General features: G+C 54.9%; 18 protein-coding genes and 1 pseudogene. 7 read left to right on the plus strand and 12 right to left on the minus strand.

All coding sequences use genetic code 11. The features are described 5' to 3' along the window. Positions 1 to 16: 16 nt before the first annotated feature. On the minus strand, positions 17 to 1192 hold the full coding sequence (locus tag CW354_RS18095) for an acyl-CoA dehydrogenase family protein (protein ID WP_104831475.1): 1176 nt from the start codon (positions 1190 to 1192) through the stop codon (positions 17 to 19). A gap of 144 nt (positions 1193 to 1336) precedes the next feature. Here CW354_RS18095 and CW354_RS18100 point away from each other — a divergent pair, with 144 nt between their 5' ends. Together CW354_RS18100 and CW354_RS18105 are read left to right on the plus strand one after the other, a co-directional pair. Next, positions 1337 to 2035, plus strand: a complete 699-nt coding sequence (locus CW354_RS18100; protein WP_165793808.1) for a flavin reductase family protein — start codon at positions 1337 to 1339, stop codon at positions 2033 to 2035. A 152-nt stretch (positions 2036 to 2187) separates the two neighbouring features. After that, positions 2188 to 3852 (plus strand): arylsulfatase, encoded by a 1665-nt coding sequence (locus CW354_RS18105; RefSeq protein ID WP_165793809.1) that lies wholly within the window; start codon positions 2188 to 2190, stop codon positions 3850 to 3852. Positions 3853 to 4347: 495 nt separating this feature from the next. Here the strand turns inward: CW354_RS18105 and pyc are convergent, their stop codons facing one another. The 9 genes and pseudogenes from pyc to CW354_RS18145 all read right to left on the minus strand — a co-directional run bounded on the left by pyc (position 4348) and on the right by CW354_RS18145 (position 13505). Further along, positions 4348 to 7800 carry a pyruvate carboxylase gene (pyc, locus tag CW354_RS18110; protein WP_207764902.1) on the minus strand — a complete coding sequence of 1151 codons (3453 nt, stop codon included), beginning with the start codon at positions 7798 to 7800 and terminating at the stop codon, positions 4348 to 4350. Positions 7801 to 8300: 500 nt separating this feature from the next. Continuing rightward, entirely contained in the window at positions 8301 to 8618 is a 318-nt protein-coding gene (locus CW354_RS18115) for a non-heme iron oxygenase ferredoxin subunit (protein ID WP_104831479.1), read from the minus strand. A gap of 107 nt (positions 8619 to 8725) precedes the next feature. Then, on the minus strand, positions 8726 to 9103 hold the full coding sequence (locus tag CW354_RS18120) for a 2Fe-2S iron-sulfur cluster-binding protein (protein ID WP_207764903.1): 378 nt from the start codon (positions 9101 to 9103) through the stop codon (positions 8726 to 8728). A 15-nt stretch (positions 9104 to 9118) separates the two neighbouring features. After that, a complete protein-coding gene (locus tag CW354_RS18125; RefSeq protein ID WP_104831480.1) occupies positions 9119 to 10039 on the minus strand; it encodes a catechol 2,3-dioxygenase in 921 nt (306 codons plus the stop codon). A 1-nt stretch (position 10040) separates the two neighbouring features. Continuing rightward, on the minus strand, positions 10041 to 10295 hold the full coding sequence (locus CW354_RS18130; RefSeq protein WP_243396462.1) for a Zn-ribbon domain-containing OB-fold protein: 255 nt from the start codon (positions 10293 to 10295) through the stop codon (positions 10041 to 10043). 18 nt (positions 10296 to 10313) lie between these two features. After that, a pseudogene (locus CW354_RS24145) lies at positions 10314 to 10454 on the minus strand (hypothetical protein); the annotation flags it as partial. Beyond that, positions 10451 to 11638: a thiolase family protein gene (locus CW354_RS18135; protein ID WP_104831482.1), complete on the minus strand. Its 1188-nt coding sequence runs from the start codon at positions 11636 to 11638 to the stop codon at positions 10451 to 10453. The gene CW354_RS18135 and the pseudogene CW354_RS24145, both read right to left, overlap by 4 nt. Positions 11639 to 11693: 55 nt before the next feature. Next, complete coding sequence (locus CW354_RS18140; protein ID WP_104831483.1) at positions 11694 to 12182, minus strand: aromatic-ring-hydroxylating dioxygenase subunit beta; 489 nt, start codon at positions 12180 to 12182, stop codon at positions 11694 to 11696. Between the two features lie 60 nt (positions 12183 to 12242). Continuing rightward, on the minus strand, positions 12243 to 13505 hold the full coding sequence (locus CW354_RS18145; RefSeq protein ID WP_104831484.1) for an aromatic ring-hydroxylating oxygenase subunit alpha: 1263 nt from the start codon (positions 13503 to 13505) through the stop codon (positions 12243 to 12245). Positions 13506 to 13715: 210 nt separating this feature from the next. Between CW354_RS18145 and CW354_RS18150 the strand changes: the two genes are divergently transcribed. The 5 genes from CW354_RS18150 (at position 13716) to CW354_RS18170 (ending at position 20870) form a co-directional block, all read left to right on the plus strand. Continuing rightward, positions 13716 to 14753, plus strand: a complete 1038-nt coding sequence (locus tag CW354_RS18150) for a LysR family transcriptional regulator (RefSeq protein ID WP_104831485.1) — start codon at positions 13716 to 13718, stop codon at positions 14751 to 14753. Next, entirely contained in the window at positions 14754 to 15521 is a 768-nt protein-coding gene (locus tag CW354_RS18155; RefSeq protein WP_104831486.1) for an SDR family NAD(P)-dependent oxidoreductase, read from the plus strand. A 343-nt stretch (positions 15522 to 15864) separates the two neighbouring features. After that, complete coding sequence (locus CW354_RS18160; RefSeq protein ID WP_104831487.1) at positions 15865 to 18156, plus strand: TonB-dependent receptor; 2292 nt, start codon at positions 15865 to 15867, stop codon at positions 18154 to 18156. Positions 18157 to 18188: 32 nt separating this feature from the next. Further along, complete coding sequence (locus tag CW354_RS18165; protein WP_104831488.1) at positions 18189 to 19817, plus strand: class I adenylate-forming enzyme family protein; 1629 nt, start codon at positions 18189 to 18191, stop codon at positions 19815 to 19817. A 138-nt stretch (positions 19818 to 19955) separates the two neighbouring features. After that, positions 19956 to 20870, plus strand: coding sequence for an alpha/beta hydrolase (locus CW354_RS18170; RefSeq protein ID WP_104831489.1), 915 nt, complete (start codon positions 19956 to 19958; stop codon positions 20868 to 20870). A 114-nt stretch (positions 20871 to 20984) separates the two neighbouring features. Here the strand turns inward: CW354_RS18170 and CW354_RS18175 are convergent, their stop codons facing one another. Both CW354_RS18175 and CW354_RS18180 read right to left on the minus strand, forming a co-directional pair. Beyond that, positions 20985 to 22190 carry an acetyl-CoA acetyltransferase gene (locus CW354_RS18175; protein ID WP_104831490.1) on the minus strand — a complete coding sequence of 402 codons (1206 nt, stop codon included), beginning with the start codon at positions 22188 to 22190 and terminating at the stop codon, positions 20985 to 20987. After that, positions 22187 to 23689 carry a zinc ribbon domain-containing protein gene (locus CW354_RS18180; protein WP_133162371.1) on the minus strand — a complete coding sequence of 501 codons (1503 nt, stop codon included), beginning with the start codon at positions 23687 to 23689 and terminating at the stop codon, positions 22187 to 22189. Before CW354_RS18180 ends, CW354_RS18175 begins: the two co-directional genes overlap by 4 nt. Positions 23690 to 23704: the final 15 nt, after the last annotated feature.

Below are 23704 nucleotides of genomic sequence, written 5' to 3' on the forward strand. Positions count from 1 at the left end.
CTCTCGACAGCCGGCGTCAATCAAGTACGCCGAAGATATTCCATTTCGCGTCCTGATTGACGCGCCCCTCAAGCACCTGTCCGCAGGCCTGGACGATCTGGTCGGACAGCAAAATGTGCTGCGTGCCGGCGTGAATGTCTCTGAAACAGCGCTGCAACCGGCTTTTGCGTAAGCTGACGCCGCCACCGTTGATGTGAGCGAATACGGCGTTTTCAGAGATCACGTCGTGAATATGGCGCATCGCAAGACGGATAAGAGCAATTTGTTCAAGCGATGCGGGACGGTCTTTCAGCAATACCTCACTCAAATCGTCCCATGCCTCATAGCAGAACGCCCTTGCAGCCCGGTATTTCGCCTCGGCATGCGCGTATTTCTCCTTGAAACTCGCCGAATCGCCGATGACGCCGAAAGGATTAGCTTTGGTGCGCGCGACTTCGGCAAGCTCATCCAGAGTTCGCCGACCGACGCCGATGGCCCAGGCTGTATGTCCGAAGGAGGTGAACCCGATCAACCCGAGAGAATACTGGTTACCGCCGCGAACCGGATCCGTCGCCGCGTACTCGTAGCACATGTCGTCCGGCACGAAGAGATCCTTCGCCGTATAGTCGTAGCTTCCAGTGCCTCGCAGACCCAGAACGTCCCAATTGTGCCCGAGCTCCATATGCTCTCGGTCGAAATGAGCGAGAATGACAACCGGCGTGCCGTCATCGTATCGTTCCGGCTCACCGTTTTTCATGACAGTGCAGCCGGAATGCACTATCTCCGCATGATAGATGCCGCTGCCATAGCTCCAATTTCCTTCAATGACGAAGCCGCCGTCAGCACGACGGGCGAGGCCGCGGGGCACGCCCTGTCCCGCGACTATTCGATTCGGACCCTTTCCGTAAATCTTTTCCGCCCCGCCATCGGGTATGTAGGCGCCAACCGTACTGCCAGCGACGCCGGCGACCATTGTGCACCAGCCCGCTGATGCATCGGCGTAAGCGACATCCTCAACAACGCGGATCGCATCGGAGAAGGTTATTTGCGCGCCGCCGAGATCCTTTGGCAAGAGCATCGTATACAAACCGGCATCCTGCAGCGCCTTTACGGTGGCATCCGTCAAGTGCGTGAGGCGTTCGGCTTCGTCAGCCTCCGCTTCGATCAAAGGCTGCAACTTTTTCGCCGCGGCTTTTAACTCTGTGTATCCCATGCTCGCCCTGTACCTTGCCAATGGTGGTTTTTCGCGCTATCTGATTTCTACCATTTGGTCAGTCTGACCATTTGGTAGCCCTTTGTCAATTGGCGCCGCGGGAAGATTTATGGCGGTTCGGTGCGGCAAAAGAAGGAAATGCGAATGTTCAGTTGCGAAATATCTGAGAGTTCGGGCGGCCGGACGGAATTGGGCGCTGCAAACGCGCGCATGGCTTTCGCGAATTTTTGTGCGCCGCACACTGCCCATGCCAGGGCGCCCGCCGCCTGGCAACGAAAGGACCGCCTCACGGAAATATCCGGGCCCCGCGCCGCGCAACAACCTGATCTTCGACCGCATCAAGTCGAACTGATTTGCATGGACGATCTGAAAACAGCCTTGCGCAGCTTCGCAAAAAGCGTGACGGTCATTTCTTGCGCGCATTCAGGAGAGCGTTTTGCAATGACCGCCACCGCAGTCTCGGAGGTTTGCCTCGAACCGCCCACCATGCTGGTCTGCATAAACAAGTCGGCTTCAATCGCCGCGCCGCTTATCGATGAGAGTCGATTTGCGATCAATGTGCTCGACAGATCCCAGCAGCAGATTTCGGAGGATTGTAGCGGGCGAAGGTCAGGCGATGATCGGTTCGCAGATCAAGATTGGACGAGCGATCACCTCGATACACCTTATCTCCAGAACTCGCAGGCCACCATCTTTTGCCGCGTTGCGAGAACACTGGAATACGGCACGCATTTTGTCGTTTTTGGCGAGGTTCAGGGAGTGCGCGCCAATGACCGACCGACTCCTTTGATTTATATTGACCGACGGTATCTTGACGCCTCTTTGGATACGACCGTTCCATGATGGGGCGGACCGGAGCCTCCGCGACTGATAATAGGCAAGAGGGAAGCGCTTCGTCCCTGCTGTTTTGGATATTGGCACTCTTGTTCGCCGCAACCCTGTCCGGGTGCGACCGCGACCCAAAACACGTGACCAGGCCCGGACCCCCGAATTTCTTGATCATTCTCGCAGATGACCTCGGCTATTCAGACCTGGCGCCCTACGGCGGAGAGATAGAGACGCCCAATATCGCCGCCCTGGCGCGGGACGGAATTCTTTTCACCGATTTTTATGCCTCGCCGTCCTGCTCGCCGACGCGCGCCATGTTGTTGTCCGGCGCCGACAATCATGTTGCCGGACTCGGCAATATGGCGTCCATGATGGTGATCGACCAAGATACGCGCCTGGGGCTACCGGGATTTGAAGGGTACTTGAACAGTAGCGTGGCGAGCATATCGGAGATCCTGAGCGCCAACGGCTATCACACCTACATGGCGGGCAAATGGCATCTTGGCTTCGACGCTGAGTACGGTCCGAAGGCGCGCGGGTTCAAGCGTTCATTTACGCTGCTGCCGGGCGGCGCGGGCCATCTTGGAAACCAGTCCCTTTACGATCCGCGCAAAAGTTCTACCTATCTTGAGGATGGAAACCCGGTAGAATTGCCGACCGACTTTTATTCAACTCGCTTCTACACAGAAAAACTTATCGAGTACATTGACGAAAATGTCGGCGACAAAAAGCCTTTCTTCGCTTATCTCGCCTACACCGCGCCGCATTGGCCGCTCCAGGCGCCAAAATCGTCAATCGCAAGGTTTAAAGGAAAATATGATGCCGGGTATGATGAAATTAGGGCGCAGCGCGTAAAACAAATGCGCCGCTTGGGATTGATTGACGTCATGCATGAGGCGTCACCGAGGCCGGCGTCTATCCCCTCATGGGATTCGCTTTCTCCCGATGAGCAAAAACGCCAGGCGCGGCTGATGGAAGTCTATGCCGCGATGATCGCCGACATTGATCGCTATATCGGACGCATTGTGGGCCACCTGAAGAAAATCGGCGAATACGATAACACGGTCATCATCATTCTGTCGGACAACGGGCCCGAAGCCGGAATGTTCGAAACCTACTGGCCTGAACTCTTTTCATCCATCGATGGATGTTGCGACCAGAGCTTTGACGCCATCGGTTCGGCGCAATCCTATGTTTGGAACACGCCTGGCTGGGCATGGGTCAGCGGCACGCCGTTTTCGGGGGTAAAAGGGGAAACTCGAGAAGGCGGTGTTCGGGTGCCGGCGATCCTCTCCTACGCGGGGGCGCCACGCCAAGCGTGGCTTGAGCGACGTCCCAGCTCAGTTCTCGATATTGCCCCGACAGTTCTCGAACTTTCAAAGATCGCTCACCCGGCGCCGGAATTCGCCGGACGAAGCATCGCTGCGCTCGCTGGACGATCCTTCGCTGATCTTCTAGCTGATGAATCACCCGCTTCGGAAGAAAAAGCGGGTGATGCGGATCGCGCCATAGGCTGGGAGCTTATGGGTTGGCGGGCGCTTCGCCGCGGAAACTGGAAACTTCTATGGGATCCCTATGATCAATCGGACGGATGGCGGTTGTACAACCTCAAAGCGGATCCGAACGAAGCTTTCGATCTGTCTGAGGTTCGACCGGAGGAATTATCGCAAATGATTGACGCTTGGAAAACATATGTTGCACAAAACAATGTTATTCTATGGCACGACGTCTCGGAAAACGAGGCTACTGCGGCTGACCTCGAAAGTCGCGGGGACGGGCAGCCAATTAATGAAAACGCTCCCACGCGGGCGCACAGGCGCTTGCCCCGGTGACGGCTCGTGGCACGTTTAGCAATCCGTCACGCGCGGGATCGCCTCCGCACGAATCAGGTGGTGTTTAGACCACTTAGCGTTTGAAAACGGTATACTAGGCGATATGGCTCTCTCGAGGAACTTCACTCACGACTGAGCGCTTTTTTTTGAACATAATGCTAACTTGGCGCAAAGGATTGGACGCCAAAGCAACAATATTCGAACGAGCAGTTTGCATTTGCGCAATGTTAGGCAAAACGGGCACGCCAGTCGTGGATTTCTGTGGAAAGATAGGGATTGCCAATCCCACATTTGCCGCGGGAAGAAGGATTTTTCGTTGGTGCAAGCTTCGGAGATACACCGCTTGAAGCAGCTCGATGAGAAGGACAAGAAACTTAGAGCCGGTCGCCGATCTATCAACGCACAATAGCATATTGCTGGGTGATAAAAGAACAGGTATGGTATGACCACTCAGACAACGGAAAATTCCGCAGTCTTCACCGGACACCTACAGCTTTATTCTAATTCTACAAGTAGATCTTTGGCATCGATCTGGTCGCCCGTCTCAATGGCGATGCGTTTGACGACGCCGTCGGTTTCTGCGGCGACTTTCACTTCCATTTTCATGGCTTCAAGGATGACCAGCGCATCGCCCGCCTTCACCTTGTCGCCGGGCGCGACACGAATCTCGCTGACGGCGCCCGGCATGGGCGCGCCGACAGCCTTCACATCACCGGCTTTCGCCTTTTCGCGGTGAACGCTTTTATCCTCGCGCGCGGCGTCGCGGATTTTGATGGTGCGCGGCTGACCGTTCAGGGAGAAGAACACCCGCGCCAGCCCTTCCTCGTCGGCATCCGAGACCGACTGGCATTGAATGATCAGGGTTTTTCCGTGTTCAATTTCGACGGAAATTTCTTTCTCCGGCGGCAAGCCATAGAAAAACTCGTCCGTCGGCAACACGCTCATATCGCCATAGTCGCCGCGGAATTTGGCGAACTCTGCAAACACTTTCGGATATAACAAGGCCGAAGCGAGATCATTATCGCTAACCCCGGCGCCTGTCGCCTCTGCGGTCTCAGTGCGCTTCGCCTCCAGATCAACCGGCGCCATATGTTTGCCCGGCCGGTCGGTGATCGGCGTCGCGCCTTTCAGGATTTTCTGTTGCAGCGCTTTGGGGAAGCCGCCATGGGGTTGGCCGAGATCGCCATGGAAGAATGACACGACCGATTCCGGAAAGGAAATATCCTTTTTCGGATTTTCGACATCCGCGCGCGTCAGCCCCGCCGACACCATGGAGAGCGCCATGTCGCCGACAACTTTCGAGCTTGGCGTCACCTTGACGATGTTGCCGAACATCTCGTTGACGTCAGCATAGGCCTGCGCCACCTCATGCCAGCGTTCGCCCTCGATGCCAAGAGAACGCGCCTGTTCGCGTAAGTTTGTGAACTGCCCGCCCGGCATCGCATGGAGATAAACCTCCGACGCGCCGGAGCGCACATCGCTTTCAAAAGCGGCGTAAAGATCGCGCACCGCCTCCCAATAAAAACTCAACTCGCGGATTGCTCCGTCATCGAGACCGGGATCGCGCACATCCCCCTGAAGCGCCGCCACGATAGATCCCAGCGGCGGTTGCGCCGTCAGTCCGCTCATGGAATCGAGCGCCGCGTCGACCACATCAACGCCCGCATCGACCGCCGCCAGCACCGACGCAGATGAGGCGCCGCTGGTGTCATGGGTGTGGAAGTGAACAGGCAGCTTTGTTTCTTCCTTGAGCGCCGCCACAAGCAGCTTCGCCGCACGCGGTTTGGCGACGCCCGCCATATCCTTGATCGCCAGCATGTGCGCGCCATGCGTTTCAAGGTCCTTGGCGAGCTTCAGATAATAGTCGAGCGTGAATTTCTTTTCGTGTTCACTCGTCAGATCGCCGGAATAGCAAATAGCGGCTTCGCATACGGCGCCGGTTTTTTGCACCGCGTCCATGGCGACATACATGTTCTCCGCCCAGTTGAGCGAATCGAACACGCGGAAGATATCGATGCCCGTATCGGCGGCGCGCTCCACAAAATACTGGACGACATTATCCGGATAGTTGGTGTAGCCGACCGCATTGGAAGCGCGCAGGAGCATTTGCAAGGGGATATTCGGCGCGGCTTCGCGAAGAAGCTCCAGCCGCCGCCACGGATCTTCTTTCAAAAAGCGCATTGCGACATCGAACGTCGCCCCGCCCCAGCATTCCAGCGAAAAGAGATTGGGCAAACGCCGCGCGTAATGAGGCGCGGCCTGAACCATGTCATAGGTGCGCATGCGTGTCGCCAGCAGCGACTGATGCGCGTCGCGCATAGTCGTGTCGGTGACGAAGACCTGTTTTTGGTCCCGCACCCATTGGCCGAAGGCGGTGGGGCCAAGCTCTTTCAACTTGTCTCGCAATCCAGGCGGAACAGGGCTTCCCGCAACGTCCGGCAATTGCGGGTCGACATGGCGCGCCGGCTCCGCCCTGCCCTTCACTTCCGGATTGCCATTGACATTTACGTCTGCGAGGAAGCGCAAAAGCTTCGTCGCACGGTCTTTGCGCTTCGGGAATGCGAACAGCTCCGGCGTCTCATCAATGAAGCGCGTCGTGTAATCGTTCGAGCGGAACTTCGGATGATTGACGAGATTCGCGAGGAACACGAGATTGGTCGCGACGCCGCGAATACGGAACTCGTTTAGGGCCCGCGACATGCGATTGATCGCTTCGTCCGGCGTCGGTGCCCAGGCAGTCACTTTTTCTAGCAGCGAGTCGTAAAACCGCGTCACCTGCGCGCCCGCATAGGCTGTGCCGCCATCGAGCCGGATGCCAAAGCCCGTGGCCCCGCGATAGGCGACGATACGCCCATAATCCGGAATGAAGTTTTCTTCCGGGTTTTCCGTCGTCACCCGGCATTGCAGCGCATGACCGTTGAGATGGATATCTTCTTGCGTCGGGATGCCGCTTTCCGGCGAACCGATCGCCTGGCCCTCGGCGATGCGAATCTGCGCTTTGACAATGTCGACGCCGGTGACCTCTTCGGTCACCGTATGCTCAACCTGAATGCGCGGATTGACCTCGATAAAGTAAAAGGCGCTCGTCTCCGCGTCCATCAGGAACTCAACAGTCCCGGCGTTGTTATAGCTAACCTCGCGGCCGAGCTTTAACGCCAGCGCGCAAAGCGACTGACGCTGTGCGTCATCGAGATAAGGCGCGGGCGCGCGCTCCACAACCTTCTGATGACGTCGCTGCACCGAACAGTCCCGTTCAAAAAGATGTAAAAGATTCCCGTGGGAATCGCCGATCAGCTGCACTTCCACATGCCGCGCCTGACGCACGAGCTTTTCAAGATAGACGTCGCCCTTGCCGAAGGCCGACAAGGCTTCGCGCCGGCCCGTATCGACGGCGGCGAGAAGCTCCGACTCGTCCTCAATAACGCGCATGCCGCGGCCGCCGCCGCCCCAGCTCGCCTTAAGCATCAGGGGATAGCCGACGCCAGCAGCGGCTTTTTTGATTGCCGTTTCGTCATCCGGCAAAACACCGGTCGCCGGCACTACAGGCACACCGGCTTTCTCGGCGATGGCGCGAGCCGACACCTTGTCGCCAAGTGCGCGCATGATCGACGGCGACGGGCCGATAAAGACAATCCCCTCTTCGGCGCAGCGTTCGGCGAAATCGGGGTTTTCCGACAGAAACCCGTAACCGGGATGGATCGCGTCGGCGCCGCATTTGCGGGCGATGCGCACAATGTCTTCGATGTCGAGATAGGCTTTGACCGGTCCCAGCCCGGCCCCGACCTGATAGCTCTCATCCGCCTTGAAACGGTGCAGCGCGAGCTTGTCTTCCTCGGCGTAAATCGCAACGGTCTTGATCCCAAGCTCCGCCGCCCCGCGCATCACGCGAATCGCGATCTCACTTCGGTTGGCGACGAGAAGAGTTTTTATTCCCGCGGGTCTTGTCATATTCGCCATTTATCGAAGCTTTCGTAATTCCTTCTGGCAAGCCGCCTTAGATTGTTATCACAACTTTTCATTGTCCCGCCACTATATCTCAAGCCGCAGGCAATAGAACTCGCGCTTGCCTCAACGAAATGCAATGAGCCCTCAACGTTATTGGTTGATACCAAGTATATATTCATTGTCCTTCGATTCGTTAAGCTCCACGCGGATTGCCTCCATGTGCGCAGATAAACAGAAAAACCCATTTTAAAATTCATACTATGTATGGTGCTCAGCTACCGAAAATGTGTCCGGTCAAGCTTTATGCCATCTGCGGCCACACTATCCCGCAATATGAAAGCGTAAACGCTCCCAGGAACTCGTTGATGACGAGCGCGCCAAGATTTCTTGAACATTTCGCAAGATAAGAAAAGCCATCATAAACCTGATCGCCGTTGATGAACAACATGTTCTGTCCATCTTGCTTCCTTGAAGGCGGCTAACTCTGTCCTACGTTATGGATGTCACTCAGGCTTCTCGATGCACACAAACCCATCGACAACTTGCGCTGAATAGGTTTTCAATGGAACTGAGCACGGCAAATTCACAACCCCTCCAGTTTTGATTGAAAACGATCCGCCATGGAACGGGCATTCGATCAGGTCACCTTCTTGAAACCCTTCAGTGAGATCTGCATCTCCGTGCGTACAAGTACGGTTAGTAACGTAGATTTCGTCATCAACGCGATAGACCGCGAGGGGCGGAATGCCTTCGATTTCAACAGAGACAGGCACCCCCTCGATGACTTCCGACTCGGCGCATAGACGCAACACATTTTTCATTCTTTTCCTTTCGCTCAAGCCGCATTACCGAAGAGACTCCCCTATTTTTCACGGTCGAAGTCGGTTTTGGCGCTTTTGTGGATTGTGCTATTGGCTTTTTGATTTATTCAGGCATTCTTGTCGAGCGGCGCCGGAGTGATTGTCAGATCGGAGCGTGGGAAAATGCAGCAGGCGAGCGCATAGTTTTTCTCTTCGTCGGCGACGGACACTTTCGCCCGACTCATCTTTTTTCGCACGACCTCACCATTGAGAATTCTGACCCGACAGACACCGCATCCACCCCTTCGGCAGCCGACGGGAATGTGCGTTACGCCAGCATACTCTAGAGCCGAAAGCACATCAGCGCCGACCGAACAGCCGACAGGCTCTGCGCCCATCACTCGAATCTGAAACGTCGCGCTGCTCTTCGATTCCACAACATGATTACCTGTTATTTGGAAAAATGCATTCGGATTGCGGCACTCTTCGCGCGGGACGCCAGCCATGCAATTTCACTGCATTCACGTCATCACTGAAGTGAATCGATCATGAACTTCTTTTTCGTAATAGAAAATAGCCTTCCCCATTTGGTCCACCGTCCACTCCCGAACCGGATTATCCGGATAGTGTTGATAACCTCCCGCAAAACACTCGTTCCGATTCCCGGATGGATCAAAAAAATAAACTGTTTGGCCGCGGGTTATACCATGACGGGTCGGCCCAATATCAAGCGATATATTTCGCTGGGCGATCAGATCGCATGCATGGCCCACATCGTTCCACGATTCCACAAGGAAAGAAGCATGATGTAACTTCGCGTCGGCGGGGCCTGTTAGGAACGCAATATCATGCGCTTTGTTTGAGCAGGTGAGAAATATAGCGATAGCGTTTCCCTCTGGATCAGTCGCGCGCTCGGTTACGACAAAATCAAGCGCCTTTTCGAAAATCTCAGCCGAAGCTGCGATATCCACACCCAGAACCGCGCAGTGGTCGAATCTTGAAATGCGCATACCCCGCGGTTCGTGTCGCCAGATGTCGGGATTTTTTGTCTGAGGCCCATTGCCAGAAAGCTCCATCTCTGAATAAAGTTCAATCGTATGCCCCGTTGGAATCGAAAAGCGAACGCGCCTACCGACACCCGGATAAGCACCAGCCGGAACGATAGCCGTCTCGACGCCAATGCCTTTTAGACGTTTTGCAAAAACGGTGAGCGCCTCCTCGGTGAGGACCTTGAACCCTAATACATCCAGACCTGCTTCATCCGCTTGCCTTAGCACGACGGAATGTCGGTCAAATTCATCATACGCCTTCAAAAAGGCGACCTCGCCATCCTGGCTTACCAGGTCCAATCCCAGATTATCCCGGTAATGAACAATTCCCTCGCCGAGGTCCATGACGCGAATCTGAATGAATCCTGGTCTTAATACACCGGTTACGGCCATTTTAATCCTCCCTCTTCCAGCCTGCTTCATTGACGACGGAAAAGCTGAGCGTCGGGCCCTCAGTCGGCGCGACAGACCATACGGCTTCGACGTCATCGCCGACATGCGCCGTTACGCCACCAGTAACGGCGGAAACGATCCTCGGCCCCTCTTCGAGCGCAATCAGCGCAACGCCATATGGCGGCGTTTCATTTTCGCTGAATGCCCGGTGATAAACGACAAAACTATGAACTTTTCCGTATCCAGACGCCTTCATTTCCGTCAATTCACTGGACCAACACTCTGAACAGAAAGTTGCGCCCGGGGCAAGGACGACGCCGCATACGCTGCATTTTTTCAGCCGCAACTCGTTTCGGGCTACCCCCTCCCAGAAGGCGATATTTTGCTCATCGCGAAAAAATCTTTCTTCCGTCAACGGACTTTCTCCGGACTAAGAACTAGGCATGCATGATAATCCATTCGCCCGCCTTGCGCAGTGACCAAGGACCATCCATTATTTCCGATTTGCCGATCACCGGCGCGATTCGCGGCCTGAAGATAACCTTCTGAAACCTGTGTCATCCCCTGAAGATAATAACCGGAAAGCTGGCCGCCGCCGGTATTAACTGGAAATCGCCCGCCGGGCGCCAAGGCGCCGTCCGCAACAAAATCCTTGCCCTCGCCGCGCTCGCAAAACCCATATCCTTCAAGACCGAGGAGCGTTGTAACCGTAAAAGCATCATAGATCTGCGCGTGATCAATATCACGCGCAGATATTCCGGCCATTCGATAGGCTTTCTTTCCCGCGACCCTGGCCGGAGTGTCAGTCTCGTTTTCGTAATCGGAATAGGCGAGATAGCCGCGGTGCCCCTGGCCCATGCCCCAGATAAACGCGGCGCCATTTCGTTCGCCGCCACCGCCTTCCGGAGCGGAAACAATTACGGCGCCGGCGCCGTTGACTGGGAACGCACAATCGAACATGCGCAGCGGATCGGCGATCAGCTTTGAATTCAGATAATCGTCCATTGACATCGGTTTAGTCTGAAACGCGAGCGGACTGCGTCGCGCCCATTGACGCGCCGCCAGCGCCACTTCACCGAATGTCTCCGCGCCGACACCAAACAGTTCCATATAGCGGCGCATCGCAAAACCATAGGCACCCACTGCGCCGTAAAGTCCGTATTGCCGCTCCCAGCCAGGAATATTCGTCAGCGCTAAATCGATTGCGTAGGCATCACCGCCTCTCCGCTTTGGCAGGATTGGCGTATCGGCAAAGACACAGACAACATTTTCCGCCATTCCATTCGCAACCGCCATCGCTGCATATTGAATCATCTGCACGCCGCATGCAGCCTGCGAAGCCAAGACATTGCCAAATGTCAGGTCGCGAAAGCCAAGATCATCGAAAAGCCGTAACGGCAAGTCATCGGATGGGTTCGTATCGCTGCGATTGATTACTACGCCATCTACATCGCTTTTCTGAAGGCCGGCGTCAGCAACAGCTGCGATGATAGCGTCGCAAGCTAACGCTTTTTGCGACTTCAAATATTCGCGCGATAGTTCGGCAAAACCCAGGCCGCAGATTTTTGCAATTGGCTTATCGACTCGCTTTGACGTCATATCACTCCAGTTGCCCGATTCCCCGCTGAAACACTCTAAACCGAAACATCGCCGGTTAGATCAGAAAAGCAAGGGAAGGCACAGCCTCTTGGGAGTTAATAAGGTCGACGCGCTTGCGTGCGATTCTCAAGGTTTCATCGACGCGCCGGAAAATATGCTCCGTCCGCCCGATCCACCAATGCAGGTCCTTGGTCGATTGAATCTGTAATTCGCCGAGCATGAAAGCAGAGCAAACCTTATATTCAGACTCGTTGAGAGATTCGACTTCAATATTGGAAATCAGTCGTGTCATTGGTGACGGCGGCACTTGCGCATGGCGAACGCCTGTCTTTAACATTCGGATTCTCGTGGAAACGCGCGAACGGTTGTCATAAAGGAGAGAGAGCTGAGTTGCCGGATTTGGATCCTCCCGATTGATTGGAACCCAATACTCCATGTCATCAGTCAACAGGCTTTCCCAATCATCGTACTGAGCATTGTCCGCGAAACGCGCCTCTTTGTACAACAGGTTGCAGATGCTTCTGTATTCTTCATCAGAAACCATAATTAATCCTCGTAGCTAAGCCGTCATCATGACGGCGCTTTCCGCCGCACCGCTACCTGGTCAAGCGACCATCACTTCTTTGTAGCGACTCCAGAACGCGCGATTCGTCACTTCATCGGTCACATGCGACTCCATCACACCCATACCGTTTCTGTCTTCCCGACCCATGCCCCTTCGAAGGTCAATCTCCATGGGACCCCCATCGAAGGCCAAATCCTGACGCTCGGTGATCACGCCATCATCAGGAAGAAAGAAGGATGACGGTCCAAGAGCCGCCTCACAGAGGCGAATAATGCGCGTGTTCATTTCGTCAGAAACACCTTCGAGCAGCATTGGCGTGTGGCGCTGCACCGTTACGCCGACCTGATCGACCTCGTAATAAACGATATTGGTCTCGGCCAGAAACAGGTTTGGAAAGATCAGGGCATGCGGCGGTCCATCATGGATGATTCGCGATGCCCGATTGTCGCCGTAAGCTTCACGAAGCTGGTCGCAATACGCCTTGGCGAAGGGCTTCATCGGTTTTTTATCGCTGTAACCGAGCCACTCCAGATCGCTTGAGAACCCGGCAGCGAGAAACAGCTCTGAATGCCCGTTCCCCCAATCGACCGCGGTCGTCTTTAATTCGTCCTCACCAGCGAGAACAGCTTCATTGTAACGTGACTCGATGGAACGTGCGAGCGAAGCGTGAACATAGTTCACATGATACCCGTCGATATTGTTCTCACACTGAAGTTTCCAGTTTGTCTTGTACAGAAATTTTGCCCAGCCTGCGTTCAATCGGATTTTCCCGACAGGCGAACTTTCCACCGCGCGATCTATCAGACTCGCGCCTTCGCCGAGGTAATCCATAAAATCGACGGGATTCGGGTTCAATGTTGCGAAGACAAACCCCTTGTAAACACCAACGGTCGCCTTTGGCAGGCACTTGTGATCGAGGTCTTTGGAGCCCGCACCGTAAGGAACCGACTTAAGGTCGCCATTCAAACCAAACACCCAGCCGTGATACCAGCAAGTGATCGCACCGCGCACATTACCCCTTTCTTCTTGACATAGAAGCGTGCCGCGGTGCGTGCATTTGTTCGAAATGACATTAACTTCGCCGTCGCGATTGCGGATGACGAGATATGGCTCTCTACCAATGCTGCGACGGACATAATCGCCTGGATTCGGAATTTCCGAGTCATGGGCGACGAAGCTCCAGCCGTTATGAAAGATTTTCCTGATTTCGTCTTCGAAAATCTTTTCGTCCTTATAAACGCGGCTGTTGATGATGCCGTCTTTCACAATCGTCGAATAGTCAATCGCGTTTTGAACACTCATGCGACTTCCTTTCTATCCTTTCAACGCCATTCGCGTGGCTGGAGCGATTATTGAATTGATGCACATACACAATATGCTTGCGCATATTTCAATCTGTCTCTACTTTCTGGTGCCGAGAACTTCATTTGAATGACGGCATTTAACTTCAACGGGCGCTGCATATCCATCTTCACGAAACTATTTCCAGGCCCATGAAAGTAAAGAAGTCTGATGCGAATAGATGATATCAGCAAAACGAATATCAGGGGGCTGGACCTGAACCTCCTGCGCGTGTTCGACGCCGTTATGCGGCTGGGGAGCGTATCACGGGCGGCCGAAGATCTGGGGATGACTCAGCCGTCGACGAGCGGGCAGATTAGCAAGCTTCGCGAAGCCCTGAACGATCCTCTTTTCGTTCGAGAGAGTCATGGCGTTGCGCCGACGCCCTTTTCGGAGAATCTATACCCCTACATTCGCGACGCGCTTGATACGATCGGGCGAGGGCTGAAGGATGTCCGGGAATTTGATCCTCACGCCGACAGCCGCACATTCACAATTATCATGACGGACATTGGAGAGACGACTATTCTGCCGTCAATAATCCGCGCCTTCTCACGCTTCAGTCCCACAATATCTTTTCGGGCGATCAATCTACCGACCCATGAAACGCCGGACGCCCTTAAGAGCGGGCTTGCCGAGCTCGCAATCGCATACATGCCCTATCTGGATGTCGGATTTTTTCAGCGCAAACTTTTTTCGACCGATTACATCTGCCTAGCACGGAAAAGCCATCCGGAGGTGGCGAAGGGCATCTCGATAGCGGCGTTCAAGGCCGCAGGTCACGTTGTCGCGGAAGCGCGCGGCACCGGGCACTTTTACCTGCTCGAACAGAATTTCGACGCGCTCGGCATCGATCGCAGGATAAAGGTGCGGGTTCCGAATTTCATGTCGATCCCTCATATCGTTTCAGGCACGGATTTGTTAGCCACCGTGCCGCGAGCGTTCGGTCTCGCCCTGAAGGACGGGCCGCCCGATTTATGCGGCTACGAACATCCCGTAAGATTGCCGTCGATCGACGTGAAAATGCTCTGGCATGAACGGTTTCACAAGGATCCGGCTCATCGGTGGCTGCGAGAACAGATTTTTTCAGTCGTTCAGAACATCCACTGGGACGGCAGCGTCGAGAAATTTATGGGTGGCGCCAAGAAAAACCAGAAGCGACCCGCCGCCATAAAAAAGGCCAGCGGCGAAAGGGAGAAAAGAACCTAAATGACGACTCCTATCGAGAAGACCGGCCGGGCGGCAATCGTTACCGGTTCCACGCGCGGGATCGGCAATGCGATTGCGACTGAATTGGCGAACGCCGGCTATAATGTCGTGATTTCTTCCAGGCGAAGCGAGGCTTGTGAAACCGCCGCCGATCGGATAAACGAGGCGGAAGGCCGCACCGTTGCCTTTCCTTTCGCAGCCGATATTGCCGACAGGCAGGCGCTGGAAGGCCTTGTAGAGGCGGCTAACGAAACCTTCGGACGGCTTGATTGTGTCGTCTGTAATGCGGCTTCCTCACCCTATTTCGGACCTATGCGCGACGCTCCCGATCCGGACTTCGAAGCTGTGCTGAAAAATAACATTCTTTCAGCCCACTGGCTCACCCGTTCGTCGGTCCCGCATATGCAGAATATCGGCGGCGGCTCGATCATTTATATCGCATCGATTGGCGGGCTTCGCGCTTATGATCATATCGGCGCTTATTCCGTCTCGAAGGCGGCGATGCTCCAACTGGCGCGCAATTACGCTCGTGAACTGGGCCCGAGCAATATCAGAGTCAATGCAATTTCGCCCGGCGTGATCGAAACCGATTTTTCAAAATCGACGATCGCCAACTCGAAACTGAAGACCGCTTTTGAACGTGAAACCTTTGTCGGACGCCTAGGTTTGCCCGAGGACATTGCGCCGATGGCGGTATTTCTGGCCGGCCCAGGCTCCACCTTCTTGACGGGCCAAAATATCGTCATCGACGGCGGCGCGTCAGTTTAGCTCGCATCGCAGGCCTTGTGTGCCGGATTTTTTAAAGTTTTGCGGCCAGTCAATGATTTAGCTCGAAACATCGATTCAGATTGTTCGTTTTTCGTGTTCGGAATTCTCATTTAAAGCGCTGCCCACACCGCTATTTATTGCGCAGTCCCGAACATTAGGCTCGAACCCGGCTAGGTCACGCTCAAAGCCGCGGGCCATTTGAGCGTCGCGAGATATTCCTCTTCCATATATCAGTTATCTCAGCCGGCGCATTGCGAATTATTTTTAGTTCGTACCAAAATTAACATCAGCGCGCAATTAATAACCAGACGCGTATTACCCTAATATTTCTTGGGAGGGAAATATGACGGATCGGTATGCCTCTATTGCGTTCATTCGGCGTCAACGACGCTTGAGAATGATTCTGGCCGGTTCAATTTTCGCATGCAATGCGGCCAATAGCCTAACGCCTGCACTGGCGCAGGCGACAGATGCGCTTCGTGACTCGATCGTCGTTACAGCGACAAAAAAATCAGAAGCCGAAGACGTGCAAGAAGTGCCGCTGGCCGTGACAGCCTATGGCGAGGCGCAGCTGGACGCTTTATTGGTCAAGGACATATCAGATCTCAGCTTCAGCCAGCCGAATGTGACATTGGAGAACATCAATTCGGTCGGCGGCGCCTTGAATTTCTCCATTCGCGGCCTAGGCGTGAACAGCTCGATTCCTTCAATCGATCCTGCTGTCGGCGTATTTGTCGATGGCGTTTATCTCGGCATTACGACAGGCGCGACGTTCGATACTTTCGACCTCGAAGGCATCGAAATCCTCCGCGGACCTCAGGGCGTGCTGTTCGGCCGCAACGTCACGGGTGGCGCGGTGTTGATTAAATCGAAGCGTCCTTCAGACGAATTTGAATTCAAGGCGAAAGGCCAATGGGAGTCGGGGTTGAACCAAGTCTACCAGGCAGCCGTCTCCGCTCCACTTATCCCAGGCGTCTTGAATGCTAAAATTTCCGGCATGTTCAATGATGATCAGGGCTGGTTCACCAATCTGGCTACCGGGGAGAAGTTTAATCCGGGCCAATCATTTTCCATTCGGCCTTCAATCGAGCTGACTCTCGGCGAATCTTTTGATCTTTACGTCCGCTATGAACATGGCGAAACTGAAGACGGCCATGGCGTCGGCCAAAATCGCGCGCTTTACGATCGCGATACTTTTGATCTTGAAATCGGCAATCCGGGCTTCCTGAATCAGGAATGGGATATGGTGACGGCGGAAGCCAACCTCGATGTCGCATTTGGCGAGGGTACGATCACCAATATTTTCGGGTGGCGCAAATTCAACTCTCGCTCGATATTCGACCCGGACAGCACCGCAGTCGATTATTTCAAATTTGGCGAATACACCGAGCAAGACCAGATCAGTAACGAACTCCGATACGCTGGAACATTCAGCGACATCGTCGAACTGACACTTGGGCTTTACTATTTTAGTCAGGACGTACTTTACGAAGAAGTACGGTTTCTTTTTCAGGACCCGATACTAGCGCCAGGACAAGCCTTGGGAACGGTTCCGGGACCGCTTTCGTTTTACGGTGGGGGCATCCAAGATCATCAAACTTATGGCGTATTTAGCCATGTTGATATTGCTTTGACCCCTACCTTGTCTCTTCTCTTGGGGCTTCGATATTCTTATGAAGAAAAGAGCGTCAATATTGCCACGATCGTACCGGGGCCGCCGTCGCCAAATGACTTCGACATCCCACCGGGCGCATGTAACCTCCCCGATAACGATTGCGTATTCAACGTCAACGCCGATCCAAATTTTGATCCCGAGAAGGATTTCTCTGCGCTGAGCCCTAAAATTGGTTTCCAGTGGGATTTTCGTGACGATGCACAAGCCTATTTCCACTGGTCTCGCGGCAATCGATCCGGCGGCTATAACTTGCGCAACACCTCGCCGGTCGCCCTGCCCGGTCCGTTCGATCAGGAAACAATCGACGCATTCGAGTTCGGCCTGAAGGCCCAAACGCTTTCCGGTCGCGCGACCGTTAACGCGGCGCTGTACTGGAACAACGTCTCTGACATGCAGCGCGAAGTAATTTTTCCGGATCCTGTCAGCGGCCTGATCCAGATCATTGAAAACACTGCCGACGCGCGCATTCGCGGTTTCGAATTGGACGGGCAGATCTTCGTGACTGACAATTTCGTCCTGACCGGATTCGCCGGCCACACGGATGCAGAATACACCAACGTGCTCTTCGACATCACTCAGGACGGCGTCGTCGACGACGTGGATCTAAATCTCGAACTCCCCCGCGCCCCGAAATGGACATATGGGGTCGGAGCCATTCTAGACCTTCCGGTGAACAATATCGGCCATGCGACGGCGCGTGTGAATTTCAGCCACCGTGACAGGTCATATTATTCAGATAACAATGTAGGCGTCTTGAGCCCGGGCGACATATTAAGCGCTTCCGTGAGCTTTTCGCCTGTAAATGAGAATATTCGTTTCTCTGTCTACGGCAAAAACCTTCTGAATGATGTGACGGAAGGGTCGGAAAATCCTCTCGGATTTCCGCCGGGCCAGCAAGGCACCTATGCCGGTTTGAACAAGGGGCGCGTAGTCGGCGGCGAATTATTGGTCTCTTTCTAGATTAGTCCCGCCTATTTTCTAGGCTGATTTTCATGCACGCCGCTCATGCATCGACGCCGGGCGGCGGCCGCCATCCAACAACGGAAATGCGAATGCTTCGAGATAATCTACGTCGCTGCGCGGAACATTACCCGGACAAGATCGCCTTTCACCAGGGCGAGCGGACAATTACTTGGTCAGAAATTTATCGCCGGTCTCTCGCCCTCGCCGGCGCCCTTCAGGCGCGCGGCGTCCGTCCGGGAGACCGGGTAGCCATTCTGGCCAAGGAATGCATCGAGATTTATGAACATTTCTTTGCCTGCATGATCATCGGCGCGGTCCGAGTGGGCGTAAACTGGCGATATAGTTCGCGTGAAATGCTTCATGTCCTGAAAAACAGCAGCGTTACCGTATGCGTCGTGCAGGACAAGTGTTGGCCGTTGATTGAACCTCGCAACGATGAATTTAAAGCATTGTCGATTGATATCATCGGCCTGGGTGTAGGTCACGGCTTTGACACGGATTACGAACTTCTAATTGAAAAGGCGCCAGAACTCGTCGCGACCGATTTCGACGAGAACGCGCCTCTCCTACATACTTACACGTCCGGCGCCACGGCGCATCCCAAGGCTGTCATATTGTCTCACAAGGCGATCCTTACTGAAATTACCTACGCGCCCCACTATTATGGCATATCTGCAAACGATCGATATTACATGCCTGCGCAATCTGCATGGGTCGCCGTTGTCGGCGGACTGTTCGGCCTTGCATCCGGGTCAGGTACAATTATTCCTACGGACGTATTCGACGTCGGGGATTGTGTTGACGACATCAACAGACACAAAGCAACGGTCGCGCTGCTCGTTCCTGCTATGATTCCGGCAGTGCTCGATTATCTCAAGGAAAACGATCTCTCCCTCCCCTCGCTGCATACCATCGCTTATGGATCCGCTCCAACGACACCTGCATTGATCAGGCGCACAACCGATACGCTTGGAGTGAATCTCGTGCAGCTTTACGGAATGACAGAGTGCGTCGCCTGGGCCTGCTTCCTCCAGCCGGACGACCATCGACGGGCCCTTGCCGGAGAGGAGCATATTTTGCGCTCTTCCGGTCGTTTTGCGGCCTTTATCGACTACAAAATATGCAATGATGACGGCGAGGAAGTTCCGGCCGGCGAGGCAGGCGTTATTTACCTCAAAGGCGATACGATAATGAGCGGCTATCTCAATCAGCCGGAGGAAACGGCGGGTGTGTTGAACGCCGATGGCTGGCTGAAGACAAATGACATTGGTCGCATTGATAAGAATGGGTTTGTCTATCTTCTTGACCGACGAAATTTTCTCATCAACACAGGCGGCGTAAATGTATTTCCTGCGCAAGTCGAGGCAGTGCTCGCGGAAAACGAGATTGTTTCCGAATCGTCTGTCGTCGGCGTGCCCCATCCGCGCTGGGGCGAGGCTGTCATCGCCGCCATTGTGTTGCGAAACGGGGTTCAGCTGAGCGATGAGGATTGTATCGCGCAACTGAACGCCCATTGCGTTGAGAATCTCAGCAAACAGGAATGCCCAAAACATTTTATATTCATGAACGAGCTTCCAAGAACAATTACCGGCAAGTTGCAAAAACGCGATCTTAAATTATATATCTCTGAGAACGTGAAGCTTCCGTGGGATGAGTGATTTTGAACCAATACAGATCGTCAAGGAAGACCTTATCGGCATGCTAGGCGCATTGCTTCCCGAACCGCAATCGCGTAGCGTATTACCGCGAGGAGCACGCAGTGCACGCATGTTCCGTATTCCGCAGACTAGGCGTCAATGACGCCATATCAGCAAGGCGGCGAACCGGAGACAATCGCCATTACCTCATTTGACGGGTGCGCGCTCGTCGCCAGCCAATTCGGCAGGCCCGATAAGGGCGCAATCATACTTTCGCCGGGCGGCGGCCAGACCCGCCATGCATGGTCTGGCGCTGCGTTCGCCTTCGCCAGAGAGGGTTATATTGTTCTCTGCGCCGATTTGCGCGGACATGGAGACAGCGACCGCGCACCGGGAGGCACCTATTCCTATACTGATTACGCCCGGGACGCGCTCGTTCTTAGCGACTGGATGGGAAGACGAACCGGGGTCAAGCCGCATTTTATCGGCGCATCGCTCGGCGGCGTCGCCGCGCTCGTGGCGGCGGGCAAAATCCGTCAGGATGGGTTTGCATCTCTCACGCTGGTTGATGTCGCCCCAAAGATCAGTGAACACGGGTTCTGTTCGATCCGGAATTTCATGCTCGGCGCCGCAAAAAACGGATTTGAAAATGTAAGCGAGGCAGCTGCTTTCCTTTCAAAACACTTTCCGCGGCCGAATACCGAGAACCGGTCCTCTGGAGGGACCAGCGGTCTGCAGAAAAATTTGCGTCAGGGTGAAGATGGGCGGTGGCGATGGCACTGGGACCCAGCTTTTGTCGAAACGCTTCACCTTGAGCCAGCGGAATTTGAGCGCGAGCTGACTGACGCGGCAAAAAGTCTGATAATTCCTGTTCACTTCATGCGCGCCGGAAACAGCGAACTTGTCACGCAGGAAGCTGCGGCGCATTTCCGCGACATTGCGCCCCATATCCATTTTACGGAGATTAAGGGCGCGCAGCACATGCTTACCGGTGATCAGAACGACATATTCGTCGATGCGGCGCTTGATTATCTCGCACGCCCTGAATTTCGCCGTACTCCTGGGGGAAATTAAAGCGTGATGCAAAGAAGCGGGGGCCGACTATTTGCAAAGTCACGCGACCAATCAATTACTCATGGCAATGTATCGATTCTGGTTATTCGCACTTTGTCCTAGCCGGCAAGCGCTTCAAACTCCGGGCAGGCCGAAAATTCCGATACCGCTTACGTTCTCATGCGGAAAGCCGCCGAGATTATGGGTCAATCCGAGCGTCGGACTGCTTAATTGCCGCTCGCCGGCCCTGCCGAGCAATTGCGTATAAACTTCATACGCCATCCGCAGCCCCGACGCGCCGATCGGATGACCGAAACACTTTAGTCCGCCGTCAACCTGGCAGGGAACTCCCCCTTCCCGGTCGTAAAAGCCGTCAAGCACATCAACGACCGCCGATCCCTCGTCGGAAAGGAACAGGTCTTCCATGGTGACCAATTCCGTAATTGAGAAACAGTCATGCACCTCGATGAGGCTGAGCGCTTTGCGCGGATTTTCAACGCCGGCTTCGGTATACGCGCGTTTGGCGGCGCTACGCGTTGTAATTATGCTGGCCCCATCCCAAGAGGAGTGCGACGCTTCAACACCATTCGATACGGCCAACTGCAACGCCTTGACCATCACGGATTCATGTTTTTTTCCAAGACCGGCCGCCACTTCCGGCGTGGTGACAATCGCACACGCCGCGCCATCACTGACGCCGCAGCAATCAAAAAGTCCAAGCGGTGCAGCGATCATCGGCGCCTTTATAATCGTATCCATATCCACACGCCGACGCAGATGCGCTTTCGGATTGACGGCCCCGTTCTCGTGGCTTTTCCATGAAACGTGAGCCATAGCGCGTTTCAGGTCGGAAGCGTTGACCTTGTGCTTGGCGCCATAGGCGGCGGCAAGCTGCGCAAAACCGCCGGGTGCGCTCATAGACGGGGCAAACAGACTCGCGCGCGGTCCAAAATCGAACTCAGGCAAACCGCCGAACCCGGTGTCCTTCAGTTTTTCAACGCCAATTGCCAACGCAATGCGCGCAGCGCCCGACGCCACCGCATAAACAGCGCCGCGTAGCGCCTCCGTTCCAGTGGCGCAGGCGTTCTCCACTCTTGTCACCGGAATATTCTGCAACCGCAAGGCGACTGATGCCGGCGTCGCCGTCGGCCCCATGCCGAGATCGGGCATGGCATGGCCCAGCCAGGCCGCGTCAATTTCGCTGGTTTCGATGCCGGCATCCGCTCTGGCCTCAATGAAGGCTTCAAGCATGAGGTCTTGCGCGTCGCAATCAAAGCGTTCGCCAAACTTGCTGCACCCCATGCCAATGATGGCGACCTTGTCGCGAATTCCGCTTGTCACTTTATGTCTCCATTACGCGGCCCATCGGCGGACTTCGCCTTCCAGCTATAGCGATGAAATTTCCGATAGGGATCGAATTCCTGGATGCGGTAGACCATACTGACTTCACTGCCTACTGGCGGTTCATCCGGCGCACTCGTGAAGTTTAGGATCATGCGCGCGCCGCTGGCGAATTCCACCATGCCATATCGGTTCGGCGGATTGCGCGAAAACCCGAGCCAGTCTGTCGTGACAGTTTTTATGACCGCCGCCTCCTGCGCCAATGCGTGGTCAGATTGATTGCCTTCATGACCACAGTTCGGATTGACGCAAATTTTAGCTTTCGGGAACTGAACCGTTCCACATTTTTCGCACTTTCCGGCGATCAGCCGCGCAACTCTATCCGCATGACGATAGGCGGCGCTGTGCGCGGTTTTTCGGTCAGTTTCCGCCCGCGGCCCGAAGTCCGGTTCCAATTGTCCGTTGAAGGACAAGTACCGGATGAATGACAACTCGTGCTGATCGCTTTCGGCCAGCGCGCGAACACCTTGTCGATCGCCAATCGATTTGATCAGCGACGTCGTTTCCAACACGATCGCCTCGCAGCCCTGGCCAAAGCCCGCCATAAGAATTTTTTCGCCTGGGCCAGCGGCGCAAAGCGTATCGGCAAGCATTAGAAGAGAATGGGCAGCGCCAGCTTCGCCGATAACATCCTGAAAGTCGTCGCGCACCGCGTCATCGCGAATATCGACTGCTTTCGCCAGTCCGCCTGCGACGCCGCGGATTGTTGACGGAAAAATGAAATGGTCGATTTCCGCAGAAGAAACACCGGCGGCTTCCATTGCGCAAGTGAGGATCGGCGGTGCGATTTTCCGGTATCCTTCGTCCCGAACCCACCGCTCCTCCCAGCCATATTCATACGCCTCATTGGCGCGGCGATAGTGATCGACGAAGTCGACTGTTGAAACCCTATGCGCCATGACACGTGCAATGACGTTTTCACATCCAAATACGAACGACACCGCTGCGTCACCGCTTGTCATCTCCACCAAGCTGCCCGGCCGTCCGCGGCGACAGTCTGCGGCAACGCACAAAACCTGGTGCGGCGCGCCGTCAGCCGCACTCAGGCGTTCCGCTACACGAAATGCAGACACGCCGGCGCGCTGCGTATTGGCTATATCAACGGCCTGAACGCAGTTGGACAACCCGGCGGCGGCCGCGATAACGGAAGCATTTAACCGGTCGGCAAACGGAAACGTCGTCGAAGCGGCGACAATGGCGGATATCTCGCCGAGCGCCTCCGAGTCCTTGCAATGACGCGCAGCCTCCACCGCCATCGTAATCACGTCCTCGTCAAAGTCGCAGATCGCGCGGACGCCGTGCCTGTATCCGTTCAAGGCTGGATTAATCCATCCGACTTCACTCGCCATCGCTTTTCGATGCAAGCGCATTGACGGAACATAAATCCCAAAAGCGGTGATTCCGGTTGTTTCGTCACCTCTAGCCATAATCGTCGTCAATACTCCGATGCGTTT

The sequence above is a fragment of the Hyphococcus luteus genome (genome assembly GCF_002943565.1).
In the GTDB taxonomy this organism is placed as follows: domain Bacteria; phylum Pseudomonadota; class Alphaproteobacteria; order Caulobacterales; family Parvularculaceae; genus Hyphococcus; species Hyphococcus luteus.